Origin of the sequence: Streptomyces sp. NPDC007875, from assembly GCF_042868035.1 — a bacterium.
Classification (GTDB): Bacteria; Actinomycetota; Actinomycetes; order Streptomycetales; family Streptomycetaceae; genus Streptomyces; species Streptomyces antimycoticus.
This window is the reverse complement of the sequence record NZ_JBIADZ010000005.1, coordinates 57,345-72,282: the sequence shown is the minus strand read 5'-3', so window position 1 is coordinate 72,282 and position 14,938 is coordinate 57,345. Positions and strand designations below refer to the sequence as shown.

The 14,938-nt window shown below is 71.8% G+C and carries 16 protein-coding genes; 9 read left to right on the top strand and 7 right to left on the bottom strand.

Going from position 1 to position 14,938, the window contains the following annotated elements; genetic code table 11:
• The first annotated feature begins 4 nt into the window (after nt 1-4).
• The 5 genes from pqqB (at nt 5) to ACFYOY_RS12050 (ending at nt 4,587) form a co-directional block, all read left to right on the top strand.
• Nucleotides 5-904 (top strand): pyrroloquinoline quinone biosynthesis protein PqqB, encoded by a 900-nt coding sequence (gene pqqB / locus ACFYOY_RS12070; RefSeq protein WP_351884564.1) that lies wholly within the window; start codon nt 5-7, stop codon nt 902-904.
• Nucleotides 901-1,608 carry a pyrroloquinoline-quinone synthase PqqC gene (gene pqqC / locus ACFYOY_RS12065; protein WP_388586365.1) on the top strand — a complete coding sequence of 236 codons (708 nt, stop codon included), beginning with the start codon at nt 901-903 and terminating at the stop codon, nt 1,606-1,608. The genes pqqB and pqqC overlap by 4 nt, the downstream gene beginning before the upstream one ends.
• Nucleotides 1,605-1,916: a pyrroloquinoline quinone biosynthesis peptide chaperone PqqD gene (pqqD, locus tag ACFYOY_RS12060; protein WP_351884570.1), complete on the top strand. Its 312-nt coding sequence runs from the start codon at nt 1,605-1,607 to the stop codon at nt 1,914-1,916. The genes pqqC and pqqD overlap by 4 nt, the downstream gene beginning before the upstream one ends.
• The gene (pqqE, locus tag ACFYOY_RS12055; RefSeq protein WP_351884573.1) at nt 1,913-3,019 is read left to right on the top strand and encodes a pyrroloquinoline quinone biosynthesis protein PqqE; all 1,107 of its coding nucleotides are present in this window, start codon (nt 1,913-1,915) and stop codon (nt 3,017-3,019) included. The genes pqqD and pqqE overlap by 4 nt, the downstream gene beginning before the upstream one ends.
• 89 nt (nt 3,020-3,108) lie before the next feature.
• Complete coding sequence (locus tag ACFYOY_RS12050; protein ID WP_351884576.1) at nt 3,109-4,587, top strand: SDR family NAD(P)-dependent oxidoreductase; 1,479 nt, start codon at nt 3,109-3,111, stop codon at nt 4,585-4,587.
• Nucleotides 4,588-4,662: 75 nt separating this feature from the next.
• Here the strand turns inward: ACFYOY_RS12050 and ACFYOY_RS12045 are convergent, their stop codons facing one another.
• Nucleotides 4,663-5,925, bottom strand: coding sequence for a glycosyltransferase family 4 protein (locus ACFYOY_RS12045; RefSeq protein WP_351884579.1), 1,263 nt, complete (start codon nt 5,923-5,925; stop codon nt 4,663-4,665).
• 175 nt (nt 5,926-6,100) lie between these two features.
• Here ACFYOY_RS12045 and ACFYOY_RS12040 point away from each other — a divergent pair, with 175 nt between their 5' ends.
• On the top strand, nt 6,101-6,805 hold the full coding sequence (locus ACFYOY_RS12040) for a response regulator transcription factor (RefSeq protein ID WP_093467083.1): 705 nt from the start codon (nt 6,101-6,103) through the stop codon (nt 6,803-6,805).
• Nucleotides 6,805-8,217, top strand: a complete 1,413-nt coding sequence (locus tag ACFYOY_RS12035) for an ATP-binding protein (protein ID WP_388586361.1) — start codon at nt 6,805-6,807, stop codon at nt 8,215-8,217. The genes ACFYOY_RS12040 and ACFYOY_RS12035 overlap by 1 nt, the downstream gene beginning before the upstream one ends.
• 37 nt (nt 8,218-8,254) lie before the next feature.
• Here the strand turns inward: ACFYOY_RS12035 and ACFYOY_RS12030 are convergent, their stop codons facing one another.
• Genes ACFYOY_RS12030 through ACFYOY_RS12020 form a run of 3 tightly spaced genes read right to left on the bottom strand, consistent with a single transcriptional unit; the run spans nt 8,255 to nt 10,229 of the window.
• Nucleotides 8,255-9,073: an SAM-dependent methyltransferase gene (locus ACFYOY_RS12030; protein ID WP_351884586.1), complete on the bottom strand. Its 819-nt coding sequence runs from the start codon at nt 9,071-9,073 to the stop codon at nt 8,255-8,257.
• Nucleotides 9,070-9,342, bottom strand: coding sequence for a DUF397 domain-containing protein (locus tag ACFYOY_RS12025; protein ID WP_388587206.1), 273 nt, complete (start codon nt 9,340-9,342; stop codon nt 9,070-9,072). The genes ACFYOY_RS12030 and ACFYOY_RS12025 overlap by 4 nt, the downstream gene beginning before the upstream one ends.
• A gap of 29 nt (nt 9,343-9,371) precedes the next feature.
• Nucleotides 9,372-10,229, bottom strand: a complete 858-nt coding sequence (locus ACFYOY_RS12020; RefSeq protein WP_351884592.1) for a helix-turn-helix transcriptional regulator — start codon at nt 10,227-10,229, stop codon at nt 9,372-9,374.
• Nucleotides 10,230-10,451: 222 nt separating this feature from the next.
• Between ACFYOY_RS12020 and ACFYOY_RS12015 the strand changes: the two genes are divergently transcribed.
• Nucleotides 10,452-10,919 (top strand): ATP-binding protein, encoded by a 468-nt coding sequence (locus ACFYOY_RS12015; RefSeq protein ID WP_351884595.1) that lies wholly within the window; start codon nt 10,452-10,454, stop codon nt 10,917-10,919.
• Nucleotides 10,920-10,944: 25 nt separating this feature from the next.
• Here ACFYOY_RS12015 and ACFYOY_RS12010 read toward each other — a convergent pair whose 3' ends face one another.
• Both ACFYOY_RS12010 and ACFYOY_RS12005 read right to left on the bottom strand, forming a co-directional pair.
• Nucleotides 10,945-12,282, bottom strand: a complete 1,338-nt coding sequence (locus tag ACFYOY_RS12010; RefSeq protein ID WP_351884598.1) for an MFS transporter — start codon at nt 12,280-12,282, stop codon at nt 10,945-10,947.
• 133 nt (nt 12,283-12,415) lie between these two features.
• Nucleotides 12,416-12,751: a helix-turn-helix domain-containing protein gene (locus ACFYOY_RS12005; protein ID WP_351884601.1), complete on the bottom strand. Its 336-nt coding sequence runs from the start codon at nt 12,749-12,751 to the stop codon at nt 12,416-12,418.
• Nucleotides 12,752-12,887: 136 nt separating this feature from the next.
• Here ACFYOY_RS12005 and ACFYOY_RS12000 point away from each other — a divergent pair, with 136 nt between their 5' ends.
• Entirely contained in the window at nt 12,888-13,772 is an 885-nt protein-coding gene (locus ACFYOY_RS12000; RefSeq protein ID WP_351884604.1) for an NAD(P)-binding domain-containing protein, read from the top strand.
• Between the two features lie 28 nt (nt 13,773-13,800).
• Here the strand turns inward: ACFYOY_RS12000 and ACFYOY_RS11995 are convergent, their stop codons facing one another.
• Entirely contained in the window at nt 13,801-14,907 is a 1,107-nt protein-coding gene (locus ACFYOY_RS11995) for a DMT family transporter (protein ID WP_351884607.1), read from the bottom strand.
• Nucleotides 14,908-14,938: the final 31 nt, after the last annotated feature.

Below are 14,938 nucleotides of genomic sequence, written 5' to 3'. Positions count from 1 at the left end.
CGCCATGCGCGTGCGCGTGCTCGGCACCGCGGCGGGTGGCGGCGTACCCCAGTGGAACTGCGCGTGCCCCGGATGCTCCGGGGCACGGGCCCACCCGGGGTGGCGCCGCCGCCATGCCTCGCTCGCCGTCCAGGCCGCCGAAGGCCGCTGGTATCTGGTCAACGCCACCCCCGACCTCGGCGAACAGGTCGAGGACTGCCCCGAGTTGCACCCCGGGCCCGAACCGCGCCGGACCCCGCTGGCCGGGGTGATCCTCACCGACGCCGAACTCGACCACACCCTCGGCATCGCCCGGCTGCGCGAGGCGGACGGCATCGAGATCGTGGCCACCGCCCCGGTCCGGCACGCCCTGCTGACCGGACTCCACCTGGGCGAGGTCCTCACCCCCTACGCCTCGCTGGCCTGGCGCCCCCTCGGCCCCGAGGACCGCCCGCTCGCCGAGGACTCGCCCCTCGCCGTCGGCGCCGTCCCCGTCTGCGCCAAACGCCCCCGCTACGCGGCCGGACTCGATGCCCCGGACGACGACGCCTGGGTGGTCGCCCTGCGGCTGACGGACCGCACCACCGGCCGCTCCCTCCTCTACGCCCCCGCGCTCGCCGCCTGGCCCGAGGCCTTCCAGCGCGCCGCCGAAAGCGCCGCCCACGTCATCGTCGACGGCACGTTCTGGTCCGACGACGAGCCCCTCACCAGTGGCTTCGGCTCGCGTACCGCCACCGCCATGGGGCATCTGCCGATCGACGGACCGGACGGCACGGCGCGGCGGCTCGCCGCACTCGAAGCGCGCACCCTGTACACCCACCTCAACAACACCAACCCCCTCAATGACCCGGCCGCGCCCCAGCACACGGTGCTGCGGGAACTGGGCGTCGAGGTGGCCGCCGACGGGATGGTGATCGACCTGTGAGCACCCCACGGACACGTCTTGAGGAGCGGCTGCGCGCGGTCGCGCAGGAGCGCTACCACGACCGCCACCCCTTCAACGTACGGATGCACGCGGGCGAACTCACCCCCGCCGAACTGCGCCGCTGGATCCTCAACCGCTTCCACTACCAGCGCCATATCCCCATCAAGGACGCGCTGATCACCGCCAAACTCGACACCGCACGGCTGCGCCGGATGTGGCTGCGCCGCATCCAGGACCACGACGGCGCCGCCGACGGCGAGGGCGGCATCGAGCGATGGCTGCGGCTCGGCGAGGCCGCCGGCCTGGACCGGGACCGGCTGCTGTCCGGCGCCGAGGTGGTGCCCGGGGTGCGGCTGGCGGTCGACGGCTATGTCAACTTCTGCCGGTTGGGCGGCCCGCTGGAAGCCGTCGCCGCCTCGCTCACCGAGCTGTCCGCGCCCGGCATCATGCTCACCCGTATCGACGCCTTCGAGCGGTACTACCCCTGGATCGAGCGCGAGGGCCTGGCCTACTTCCGCAACCGGGTCGACCAGGGGCGCCGGGACAGCACCGAGGCGCTCGACCTGGTCCTGACCTGGGCGCGGACCCCCGAGGACGGGGACCGCGCGGTGGCGGCGCTCGCCTTCAAATGCGATGTGCTGTGGTCGCTGCTGGACGCGGTCGAGCACGCCGACACCAAGGACGGCCCAGGGGAGGGGGCATGACCGCCGCCGACACCCCGCCCGCCCCGGACACCCCGCCCGCTCCGTCCGTCCCGGCCGGATGGCGGCCCGCGCTGTCCCCCGCCGTGAGCCTGCGCCACGACCGGGTGCGTGACGCCGATCTGCTGGTGCTGCCCGAGCGGGTGGTGGTGCTGCAGGGCAGCGCCGCGCGCATCCTGCGGCTGTGCGACGGCGACCGCGACCTCGACGCCATCGTGGCGGAGCTCACGAGCCGCTTCCCCGGCGCGCCCGTGGCCGAGGACGTGCCCGCCTTCCTCGGGCGGATGCGTACGGAGGGCTGGGTCCGATGACCGCCGCGCCCCGCCCCTGGGCCCTGCTCGCCGAGCTCACCCACGGCTGCCCGCTGCACTGCCCCTACTGCTCCAACCCGCTGGAGCTGGTCCGCCGCTCGCGTGAGCTGTCCACCGCCCAGTGGACGGAGGTGATGTGCCAGGCCGGGGAGTTCGGCGTGGTGCACACCCATCTCTCCGGCGGGGAACCGCTGTTGCGCGGCGATCTGGCCGAGATCGTCACCGCCGCCGAGTCCGCCGGGATCTACACCCAGCTCGTCACCAGCGGGGTGGGCCTGGACGAGGCCCGGCTGGCCGACCTGATCGCCGCCGGGCTGCGCAGTGTCCAGCTGTCCCTGCAGCACGCCGATCCGGCCGCCTCCGACCGGATCGCCGGGTACCGCTCCTTCACCGCCAAGGAGCGGGCCGCGGCCCTCGTGCGCAAGGCCGGTCTGCCGCTCGGGATCAATGTCGTCCTGCACCGCGACAACCTCGATGCGCTCGACGCCATCATCCAGCGCGGCCTGGACTGGGGCGCCGACCGGATCGAGCTGGCCAACACCCAGTTCTACGGCTGGGCGCTGCGCAACCGCGACGCCCTGCTGCCCACCCGCGACCAGCTCGCCCGGGCGCGGGAGACGGTCGAGCGCCGGCGGCAGCGGCTGGGCGGCACCGTCGACCTGGTGTGGGTCGTGCCCGACTACTTCGACGGCGTCGCCAAGCCCTGCATGGGCGGCTGGGGCGCGGTCTCGCTGACCGTCGCGCCCGACGGCACCGCGCTGCCCTGCCCCGCCGCCGCGAGCCTGCTGGACCTGGACCCGCCCAATGTGCGCGACCACACCCTGGAGTGGATCTGGGACCACTCCACCGCCTTCAACCGCTACCGGGGCGAGGAGTGGATGCGGGAGCCGTGCCGCACCTGCTCCCGCCGCGCGGAGGACTTCGGCGGCTGCCGCTGCCAGGCGTACGCCCTGACCGGCGACGCCGCCCGTACCGACCCGGCCTGTGCGCTCGCCCCGGACCACGGCGTGATCCGCGCGCTGACGGACGCCGGGCACCCGGCCGGAGCGCGGGTCCCGGCGCGGACCGGCGGCTATGTGTACCGCAAGCCCGGAGGAGGGTGAGGCCGGCGCGGTTTGGCGCATACGCCTCCGCTTCCGTAAAGTTTCGCCGTTGTCCAGGGGAACAGGCGAACCAGAAAGCGGCAGCGGCGATGACGGTGATAGACGAAGGCCGGGCCGAACGGGCGGCGGCCGAGGAGCCGGGCATCGACCCGGAGCGGCTGGCGACCTGTCTGAGCGTCCTCGCGGAACTCGACCGGCTGCCGGTCGACCATCCTGATGCGATCATGGTCCGCCGGGCCACCTCCGGGATCTACCGCAGCGTGAAGCAGCGCAGGCGCCAGGAGCGGCGAGCGGCGAAGACCGCCCATGACAAGGCCGTGACCGAGGCCACCGCCACCGGCGCCGCCGACCGGATCGACGACGAGACGCTGGGCCGCGCGCTCAGCAGCTCCGTCTCCACCGAGATCGCGGGCATCCTGGCGCGCCCCCGCTCCTGCTATGTGTGCAAGACCCGGTTCGTCGAGGTCGACGCCTTCTACCACCAGCTGTGCCGTGACTGTGCCGCCGAGAACCGGGCCCGCCGCGACGCCCGCACCGACCTCACCGGGCGCCGGGCCCTGCTCACCGGCGGCCGGGCGAAGATCGGCATGTATATCGCGCTGCGGCTGCTGCGCGACGGCGCGCACACCACCGTCACCACCCGCTTCCCGGGCGACGCCATCCGCCGCTTCAAGGCCATGCCGGACAGCGGGGAGTGGCTGCACCGGCTCAAGGTCGTCGGGATCGATCTGCGCGACCCCGCCCAGGTCATCGCGCTGGCCGACGAGGTCAGCGCCGCGGGGCCGCTGGACATACTGATCAACAACGCCGCCCAGACCGTCCGCCGCACACCCCAGGCGTACGCGGAGCTGATAGCGGGCGAGTCGGCGCCGCTCCCCGCCGGGGAGCTCCCCGAGTCCCTCGTCCTCGGCGCCTTCGGCAGCGGTGCCCAGGCGGCCCTGCCGGCGCCCCGCACACCACAGGACGGCGCCCTCACCCCGCAGGACCTCACCACCCTCGCCCTCACCAGCGGCTCCGCCTCACCGGCCCGGATCGAGGCCGGGACCGCGATCGACGCGGGCGGGCTGGTCCCGGACCTGGACCCGACCAACACCTGGGTGCAGCGGGTCAACGAGGTGGACCCGGTCGAGATGCTCGAGGTCCAGCTGTGCAATGAGACGGCGCCGTTCATCCTGGTGAGCCGGCTGCGCCCGGCGATGGCCGCCTCGCCCGCCCGGCGCAAGTACGTGGTCAACGTCTCCGCGATGGAGGGCAAGTTCGGCCGGGGCTACAAGGGCGCGGGCCATCCGCACACCAACATGGCCAAGGCCGCACTGAACATGCTGACCCGCACCAGCGCACGCGAGATGTTCGAGGCCGACTCCATCCTGATGACGAGCGTCGACACCGGATGGATCACCGACGAGCGCCCGCACCCGGAGAAGATGCGGCTGGCGGCCGAGGGCTTCCATGCCCCGCTCGACCTGGTGGACGGCGCGGCGCGGGTCTACGACCCGATCGTCCGGGGCGAGCGCGGCGAGGACCTCTTCGGCTGCTTCCTGAAGGACTACGCCCCGACGTCCTGGTAGCGCCGGGGCGCGGCGGGCGGCTCCGCGGCCCCGGCCGTAGCGGTTACGCCTCGCCCGGCGCGGTCCGGCGTGGCGTCAGGCGCTCGCCTTTCCGCCCGCCGCCGGGGTGCGGCGGGCCGGGGAGATGCCGAAGCGGCGGGCCAGGCGCCGCAGGCGGGCGCGGGCGGCGGCCCGGCCGCGCTCCCAGAAGCGGGCGAACCGGCTCGCGCGCAGCTCCTCGAAGAGCTGGTCGTAGCGTTGCGCGAGCGGTTCCGGGTCGTAGGCCCGGGAGCTCTCCAGGGCGGCCGCGGCCATCGCGTGCCGGGCCGGGGCGTCGGCCATCAGCTCCATCAGGGCGCTCGCCAGCGCCTCCTTGTCCCCGGTGGGGACGAGCCGCCCGGTGATCCCGTCCTCAATGATCTCGGCGGGGCCGAGCGGGCAGTCGGTGCTCACCACCGGCACCCCGCAGCGCATGGCCTCCACGATCGTCATCCCGAACGACTCGGCGTCCGAGGCCACCGCGACCAGCGACGCCTTCGCGAACTTCTCCTCGATGGGGGAGTAGGACCCCATCAGCTCCGCGCTCCCGGACAGGCCCAGCCGCTCGATGTGCTCCGCGAGCCGCTCCTTCTCCGCGCCCCCGCCGTAGATCCGCAGCCGCCAGGCCGGGAACTTCGCCGTGACCTCCGCGAAGGCGTCGATGAGCAGGTCGAAGCGCTTGCCGCGGACCAGCCGCCCGGCCGCCGCGATCACCGGCGTGGTGCCCTCGGAGGGGGCGACGGCCGGTTCGGGGACGCTGTTGGGTATCGCCAGGGTCCGCACCCCCGGCAACGGCATCTTCTTGCGGTAGATCGCGGCGTCCGCCTCCGTCGTGGTGACGATGGCGTCCAGCAGCCGGTAGTGCGGGGCCAGCTCCCGCCGCAGCTTCTTGCTGTGCGCGTCGTGCCGCAGATGCTCCTGGGCGATGCGCAGCGCACGACGGGGGGCGAAGCGGGATATGTAGACGTTCACCCCCGGCCGAGTGCCGATGATCACATCGGCGGGGCAGCCGCGCAGATACTCCGCGGCCCGCGTGTCGATCAGGCGGTTGTACTGGCGGTGCCGCTTCTCGGTGGCCGGGAAGTCCCGGCTGGCCTCGAAGAACAGCGGGTCCTTCGCGTCCGCGCTCTCCGGACGCGTGTCCACCAGGGGGACCAGCCGCACCCGGGGGTCGAGGGCGAAACGCGGCGTCTCGCGATGCCGCATCATCGAGACGATCTCCACCTCGTGGCGGTCGGCGAGCGCCGTCGCCAGGTTCATCGTCGTCCGGATCGTTCCGCCGATCCCGTAGGCGTTGTGCAGCAGGAATGCGATCTTCATGCGGTATTTTCTCCGGCCGGTTGCATCCCCGGGGCGGGTTCCCCCCGGAACGTATCGGACACCTTCTCCGGGCCCGGTAAGCCCGTCGCGTGAAGAAGGTGAGAGCGGGGTAAGAAGCCCCGCTCAGGAGCCCCGCCCGGGGCGGGTACCCCTGTGGCCTTGGCAGACTCGGGGTGTGACCAACACCGTGCTGCTCGCCGAGGACGACCGTGCCATCCGCCAGGCGCTGGAACGCGCCCTGACCCTGGAGGGGTACCGCGTCACCGCCGTGCCCGACGGGATAGAGGCGCTGGCGGCCATCCACCGCGAGCGCCCGGACGTGGTCGTCCTGGATGTGATGATGCCGGGCGTGGACGGGCTGCAGGTGTGCCGGGTGCTGCGCGCCGAGGGGGACCGCACCCCCATCCTGATGCTCACCGCGCGGGTCGAGACCGCCGACCGGATCGAGGGGCTGGACGCCGGGGCGGACGACTATGTGGCCAAGCCCTTCGAGGTCGAGGAGGTCTTCGCCCGGCTGCGCGCGCTGCTGCGCCGCGCCGCCCCCGCCGAACCGCCCGCGCCGGAGGACGCCGCCATCGACGGGGTACTGGAGGTCGCGGATCTGCACCTGGACTCCTCGGCGCGCCGGGTCTGGCGCGGCGGTACCGAGCTGGAGCTGACCCGCACCGAATTCGACCTGCTGGAGCTGCTGGCGCGCAACGCGGGCATCGTCCTGGACCACACCACCATCTACGCCCGCATCTGGGGCTACGACTTCGGCCCCGGATCGAAGAACCTCGCCGTCTACATCGGCTATCTGCGCCGCAAGGTCGATCCGGAGGGGCGCACCCCGCTGATCCATACGGTGCGCGGAGTCGGATACACCCTGCGGGAGGAGTAATGGTGCGCCTTCCACCGCTCCGCCGTGGGCGGCCCAGTCTGCGGACCACCTTCGCGCTCTCGTTCGCGGCGGTGGCCTCCGTGGTCACCCTCCTGGTCGGCGGTCTCAGCTATGACGCGGCGGCCGGGCTGGTGCGGGTGGACCAGCAGTCGGCGTTCGACGATGTGATCCACGATCTGCGCGGCGAGGTCCGCAGCGAGAAGGTGATCCTGCGGCAGTACCCCACCGAGGCCACCGTGCCCGTCCCGTACGACCTGCGGGACGATCTGCGCCGGATCAGCCGGATGGACGTGCAGGTGATCAACGGCAATGGCACGGTCTACGACGCGGGCAAGCCCCCGCTGCCGGTGAGCGGCGACGACCGGCTCACCGCCGCCTCCCGCACACCGGGCACCGTCGTACGGCGCGAGATCGGCATCGGCGGAGAGCAGTACCGCATGGCCACGGTGGCCGTGGGCGACGGCACCGGCGCGGTCCAGGTGGGCCAGCAGATCAGCGACACCGAGGATCTGCTGCGAGAACTCCAGAAGCGCACCGCGCTGTTCGTGGTCGCCGTCATCCTGGCCGCCGGACTGGCCGGCTGGTGGCTGGCCGGGCGGATCACCCGGCGGCTGGTGCGGCTGACCCGGGTCGCGGAGAGCGTGGCCGCGACCGGCCGGATGCAGGTGGCGGTGCCGGTCGCCGGGGACGACGAGGTGGGCCGCCTCGGGCGGGCCTTCGACGGCATGCTCGGACAGCTCGCGCGCTCCAAGGACGACCAGCGGCGGCTGGTCGAGGACGCCGGGCACGAGCTGCGCACCCCGCTCACCTCGCTGCGCACCAATATCTCGCTGCTGCGCCGCTTCGAGGAGCTGCCGGGGCCCGCACGCGAGGATCTGCTGGCCGATCTGGCCGGGGAGACCCGGGAGCTGACGGACCTCGTCAATGAGCTGGTGGAGCTGGCGGCCGGGCAGCGGGACGACGAACCCCGTACGGAGGTCTCGCTGGCGGAGGCGGCCACCACCGCCGCGACCCTCGCCCGGCGCAGGACCGGCCGGGAGATCACCGTACGGACCGAGGGCGACACCCGGCTGACGGGCCGCCCGGCCACCCTGCAGCGCGCGATCTCCAATCTGGTGGAGAACGCCGCCAAGTTCGACCAGGACGGCACCGAGCCCGTCGAGGTGGTGATCACCGGCCGCCGGGTGGAGGTCCTGGACCGGGGCCCGGGCATCGCCGAGGAGGACCGCGAGCGCGTCTTCGACCGCTTCTACCGCGCGCCCGGCGCGCGCAGCCTGCCCGGTTCGGGGCTGGGGCTGGCCATCGTGCGCGAGGTCGCCCTCGCACACGGCGGCACCGTCTTCGCCCGGCCGCGCCCGGGCGGGGGCGCGATACTGGGCTTCACGGTCGGCGACGGCACCAAGGCGCCGTGACACCGGGCCGTGAAGCCCGGCCGCGGGAATCGTGCCGCTAGGGCTTCCGGGCCACGCCCGCCCACATGTTGATGTCCGCGCTGCGGATGGTCTCCGGGCGGTCCCCGGGGTCCGGGTTCCAGTGGTGGGGCTCCGACACGCCCGGGTCGACCAGCTCCAGACCGTCGAAGAAGGCCCCGACCTCGCTCTGGGAGCGGGTGGTGAAGGAGATGCCGCTCTCCTTGTAGACCTGGATGACGTTCCGCCAGGTCTCCGCCGAGAAGTCATGCGTGGAGTGGGTCAGCATCAGATAGCTGCCCGAGGCCAGGGGCGCCATCAGCTCGCGGATGATCTCGTCCGGCTTGTCCTCTTCCGGGATGAAGTGGAAGAGCGCGTTCACGGAGATCGCCACCGGCTGGTCCAGGTCCAGCGTCTCATGCAGCTCGGGGGCGCTCATGATCCGCTGGGGATCGCGCACATCCGCCTGCACATAGGACGTACGGCCCTCGGGGGTGCCGATGAGCAGCGCCTGGGCATAGGCCAGCACGATGGGGTCGTAGTCGGTGTAGACCACCCGGGCCTCGGGGGCGACGCCCTGGGCGACCTGGTGGAGGTTGGGCTCGGTGGGTATGCCGGTGCCGATGTCGAGGAACTGCCGTATCCCGGCCTCCCGGGCCAGCCAGCGGGTGGCGCGGTGGATGAAGGCCCGGTTGATGGTGGCGTTGAGCCGGACGGTCGGATAGACCTCCAGCACCCGCCCGGCGGCCTCCGCGTCGACCTCGTAGTGGTCCTTGCCGTTGAGGTAGAAGTCGTACATCCGAGCCGGGTGCGGCTTGGTGGTGTCGATCTGGTCAGGGGCGAGCCCGTAATCGGTCACGCGGCCCTCCATTCCGGTGCGGTACCCGCCGAGGAGGTCAGGTTGGGGTCTGGACGTGTGAGCAGGAAGTCCGCGGCGCCGGCCTTGGCACCTTGGATGAACCTCTCGATTTCATGGTGGGTGTAGATCAGGGCAGGGCCGTCCGGATCGGTCGACTGACGCAGGGCGACCCGCCCGTCGTGCAGCCTCAGGACCTCCACGCACGCACCGCCGTTGGGACCGCTCCACGGCTTGGCCCAGCCTTCGGTCCCCAGATGTTTGGCCGGCATGCCGTTGTACACATGTACCTGATCCACAGTCAGAGCTCCTTGCGAATCCCACGGAGAAAACTCTCCGTGCGCCGCGCCGGTGTGGCCTGGGTGCCCATGCGGTCCAGGGCCTCCAAATAGGCGGCCACATCGGAACGTTGGTCGAGATAGCCGGCGCCGGTCAGGCCCTCGGCGTAGACGATGTCCGGCAGTTCCGGGATCTGGAACCGGAAGAGCTGGAAGGGTCCGCCCATGCCCGGGTGCGGGCCGGCGGAGAACGGCACCACCTGAAGGGTGATGTTGGGCTTCTGTGCCGCCTCGATCAGGTGGTCGATCTGGGCGCGCATCACCTGGGGACCCCCGATGGACAGCCGGAGCACGGTCTCGTCCATCACCACCCACAGATGCGGTCCGTCCGGGCGGCTGAGCAGCTCCTGACGCTCCATCCGCAGCGCCACCCGGCGGTCGAGCTCCTGGCTGGACCCGTGCGGGAAGCCGATGGAGAGCAGCGTGCGGGCGTATTCCTCGGTCTGCAGGAGTCCGGGGATGAAATGCGGCTCGTAGGCGCGGATACGGCTCGCCACGCCCTCGAGGCTCACATAGAGACTGAACCAGTCCGGCAGCACATCGCGGAACCGGTGCCACCAGCCCGGTCTGTTGGCCTCCTCGGCGAGCGCGAGGAAGGAGTCGATCTCTTCCTGTTCGGCGCCATAGGTCTGCAGCAGCTTCTCGACGTAGGGGAGTTTCAGGCCGACCTCGGCCTTCTCCATCCTGCGCACCGTGGTCTGGTTGACGTGCAGCGCCTTGGCAGCCTGGTCGTAGCTGACGCCGGCTTTCTCGCGAAGGTCCCGCAGCCTCATGCCGAGGACCATCTGCCCGACGGTCGGGGCAGATCGCGCTTCACCCACGTCGTACCTCCTGGGACGGTCTTGTCAGGATCAGTGTGCCACGTGCGAGGTGAGGGCAACAGAGTGCGCTGGCTATTCTGCATTTTGCAGATCGCGCCTTGCCAACTGGTGCTTGCAGCAACGATAGTGACGGGTGTGACCAGTCCAACGTGGCTGCTGTGTCGCACACTTGCGGCATTCACGTACGGCATTCACGCCCCCACATAGACGGACGGAAGGCACATGGCCGTGGCATTGCGTCAACGCTCGACGATGGCCCACCACCCGAACTCCGGGAGCGTTGACTCCGCCCTCCGTCAGGAGAGGTTCCAGCTGCCTGCCAGAGGCGCCTCGGTCGCCGTCGCCCGGCACCGGGTGCGCTCATGGGTGCTGGAGTGGGGCTTCCAGGAGGACCTCTGCGAGTCCGCCGAGCTGGTGATGTCCGAGCTGTTCACCAACGCCCTGGTGCACACCGGAAGCGAGCAGATCCTCTGTGTGCTGCGCGCCCATGAGCGGCGCATGCTCTATATCGAGGTCGCCGACCAGGGCGGCGGACCGGCCGTCCCCACGCCGAGGGAGGCCGGTCTTGAGGACGAGTGCGGACGCGGACTCGCGCTGGTCCGCGCCCTGGCCGAGGCGTGGGGGGACCGGCCGGGCGTGAACGGCGGACGGGTGGTCTGGGCTCAGATGAGCGTGACCGCCGGCCGCTGACGCCGGGCCCGGCCCCTCGGCGCCGTCACACCGCAGTCGTCCGTTGCTTCCCCGGGGCGGCCGGGCCGTCCGCGCGGTCCCGGGAGAGGGCGGCGTCGCGGGTCTCCCGCATGGTGAGGTAGACGATGAGCGAGACGGCCGCACACGCCGAGACGTACCAGTAGTACCCGGACTCCGCGCCGCCCTTCTTGAACCACAGCGCCACATACTCGGCGGTCCCGCCGAACAGCGCGTTCGCCAGCGCGTACGGCAGGGCCACCCCGAGCGCCCGGACATGGGTGGGGAACAGCTCGGCCTTCACCACGGCGTTGATCGAGGTGTAGCCGGTGACGATGACCAGCGCCGCGAGCGAGAGCAGCAGCGCCCCCGTGAAGGTGTCGGTGTGCGACAGCGCGGTCATGATGGGGACGGTGCCGAGCATCGAGCCGAAGCCGAAGGTGATCAGCAGCGGACGGCGCCCGATCCGGTCCGAGAGCGATCCGGCCAGCGGCTGCAACAGCATGAACAGGAACAGCGCACAGAAGCTGACCAGCGACGCGTCCGACTTGCTCAGACCGGCCGTGTTCGACAGGTACTTGGTGAGATAGGTGGTGTACGTGTAGTACGCGACCGTGCCGCCCATGGTCAGCGCGATGACGAGCGCCGCCTCCTTGCGGTGGCGCAGCAGCTCGGCGATCGTCCCTCGTTCCTCCTGGTGGGCGTCCTCCTCGGTGTAGACCTCGGTCTCCAGCAGATTGCGCCGCAGCCAGAAGACCACCGCCGCGCCCACGGCGCCGACGATGAACGGAATGCGCCAGCCGTAGGAGTGCAGCGCGTCATCGGACATGGTGTGCTGCAGCACGATCTGGAGACCGAGACCGATCAGTTGGCCCATCGTCATCGACACGTACTGGAAGCTGGAGACGAAACCGCGGCCCCCGGGCTGGGACGCCTCGGTGAGATAGGTGGCACTGGCTGCGTACTCACCGCCCACCGACAGCCCCTGCAGCAGCCGCGCTACCAGCAGCACGGCCGCGCCGAAGTAGCCGACCTGGTCATAGGTCGGGGCGATGGCGATGAGCAGCGCGCTGGCCGACATCAGCGTCACCGTCAGGGTGAGCGCCGCCTTACGGCCGCGCCGGTCGGCGAACCGGCCAAGCAGCCAGCCGCCGACGGGACGCATGAAGAAGCCGACCGCGAAGATCCCGGCGGTGTTGAGGAGCTGTGCGGTGTCGTTGCCCTTGGGGAAGAAGGCTCCGGCGAAGTAGGTGGCGAAACTGGCGTAGACGAACCAGTCGTACCACTCGACGAGATTTCCGATCGAGCCGCCGAAAACGGCTCGCCAGGGTGTGCGCGCTTGGCTCGGGGGAGCGCTGTCGGTCACGGGGCCTCCAAGTGAGCGGGGTGATCTCCACACCCCTACCCCGCGAAGGCCCGGTTGGAAAATACGTGCGACGGCGCCGGTTGACGCCGATTCGCCGGCGCCGCCGCCCCGGGCGGTGCGGCCGCCCCGGAGGTCAGCCCTGTGCCGCCTCCTCCAGCACCGCCATCCGGCGCTTGCCCCACGCGCCCAGCGGGCCCAGTGCCGTATTCAGCTCGTCGCCGAGCTCGGTCAGCGAATACTCCACCTTCGGCGGCACCACGTCGTACGTCTCCCGGTGGACGATTCCGTCCGCCTCCAGCTCCCTCAGCTGCTGCGTCAGTACCTTTTCGCTCACACCCGGAACCAGCCGCCGCAATTCCCCGAAGCGGCACCGCTGGTGATTGAGCGCCCAGATGATCAGCACCTTCCACTTGCCGTCGATCACATCCACGGCCGCGTCCAGACCGCAGACATAAGGCTGCTTCCGCATGGCCCCCCACTGACCTCAAGGTAAGTACGCACTCTTTAGTACGTACTTGCCCACGTTACCGCCGGGGAACGAGGCTGTGAGCGGCGCGCCGGACCCCTACGGACCAAGCGGTATCGAAACAACTGGAGCAACCTCAATGAGCGAAACCCCCGTGACGGTGCTGGGCCTCGGCGACATGGGCACCGCGCTGGCCCGCGCCCTGGTGACGGCCGGGCACCGGACGACGGTGTGGAACCGTACGGCCGCCAAGGCCGAGGCGCTCGCCGCCGAGGGCGCGCTGACCGCCGCCACGGCCGGTGAGGCCGTCGCGGCGAGCCCCCTGGTGGTGGTCTGCCTGCTGGACTACGACTCCGTAGGGCAGGTGCTGGAGCCCCTTGGGGACGCCCTGTCCGGTAAGGCCGTCGTCAACCTCACCAACGGCACTCCGCGGCAGGCCCGTGACCTGGCCGCATGGGCGGCCGGACACGGTGCCCAGTACCTCGACGGCGGCATCATGGCCGTCCCGCCGATGATCGGGACGCCCGCCGCCATCCTCCTCTACAGCGGCTCACCGGCCGCCTTCGCCGACCACCGGGCCGTGCTGGACCTCTTCGGCGAGAGCCGTCATCTCGGCGAGGACCCCGGCCGTGCCCCGCTGTACGACCTCGCCCTGCTCAGCGCGATGTACGGAATGTTCTCGGGCGTGCTGCACGCCTACGCCCTCGTGCGGTCGGACGAAGTGGCGGCGGCCGATGTCGCCCCGCTGCTGGGGCGCTGGCTGACCGCCATGTCCGGGGCCGTGGACGGCTTCGCGGGGCAGATCGACTCCGGAGACCACGCCACCGGGGTGGTCTCCAACCTCGCCATGCAGTCGGCCGCGTTCGTCAACTTCACCGGCTCCGCACGGGACCAGGGCATCAGCCCCGAACTGATCGCCCCGATCGGCGACCTCATGGCTCGCCGGGTCGCGGACGGCCATGGCCACGAGGGCCTGTCGGGGCTGGTGGAGCTGCTCGGCGCGGGACGGCCCGGCGCCGCCTAGGCGAGGTGCCGCCTAGGCGAGGTGCCGCCTAGGCGTGGTGCTGCAGTACGGCCTCGCCGCATTCGGGCAGGCGCGGGCCGGGGTCGTTCTCGCCGGTGGGCTGGCGGGGGATCGGCTGGGGGAGAAGGAGCGGGGTACCGGGCTCGGCAGGCCCGTCGGGGCCGTCCGGCACCTCGTGCGGGCCGGATCCGCCGGGCCCCTCCGGAACCTCCGGCCCGCCGCCCCCGGCACCGTGCCCGGGGGCGCCCGGGCCCTCGGCGGCCGCGGCCGGGGCCGCCCCGGCTGCTGCTTCGGTCGCTGCTTCGGCCTCCGCCTCGGCGTTGTGCACCGTCAGCATCACCAGGCCGGTGCTCGCGACGAGGGCCGCGCCCAGGGCCAGCAGGGTGCCGGGCGCGCCGTGCCGGAAGTTCTCGCCGAGCGCGGCGATGCCCACGGCGGTGGCGACCACGGGGTTGACCACGGTCGCTGTCGCCAGCGGCGAGGCCAGCCCGGCGCCCCGGTACGACGCCTGGGAGAGCAGTACCCCGCCCGAGGCCAGCAGCCCGATCGTGACGAGGCCGGGCAGGGCGTCCTGCCACGCGTCCCAGGTCCACTCCACGGCCACGTTCTTGGTGACCACCGACGAGACACCGAATGCCGTCCCCGCGGCCGCCGCCAGCAGCACACCGCGGATGACGGGCGACCGCATCAGGCGAGCCGCCCCGGCCAGCACGGCGATGGTGGAGACCGTGATCACGACCAGCCAGACGCCCTCCTGCTCGGCCAGCGCCTGGGCCCGCGAGGTGCCGGTCAGGGAGAGCAGCCCGGCGAGCCCCGCGGTCGCCAGCAGCGCGCCCCGCCAGCCGGATCCGCCGACCCGGCGGCGGACGAATATGGCCGCCATCGGCAGGGCGAAGACGATCGTCAGAGCCCCTAGGGGTTGCACCACGCTCAGCGGGCCGTAGGCCAGGGCGATCACATGGAGGACCGCGCCCGCGCCGTTGAGGGTCACCGCGGCCCACCAACTCCCGCGCCGCAGCGGAGCGGCCGCGAGGCGCGGCGTCGTGGCCGCGACATGCTCCTGGAGTATGGCCCCGGCGGCGTAGCAGACCGCCGAGACCAGGGCCAGCAGCACAGACAGCGCAAGGGAGGTCACGTCGCGGCCCCCTGGGCCGATCGGTCGTCGT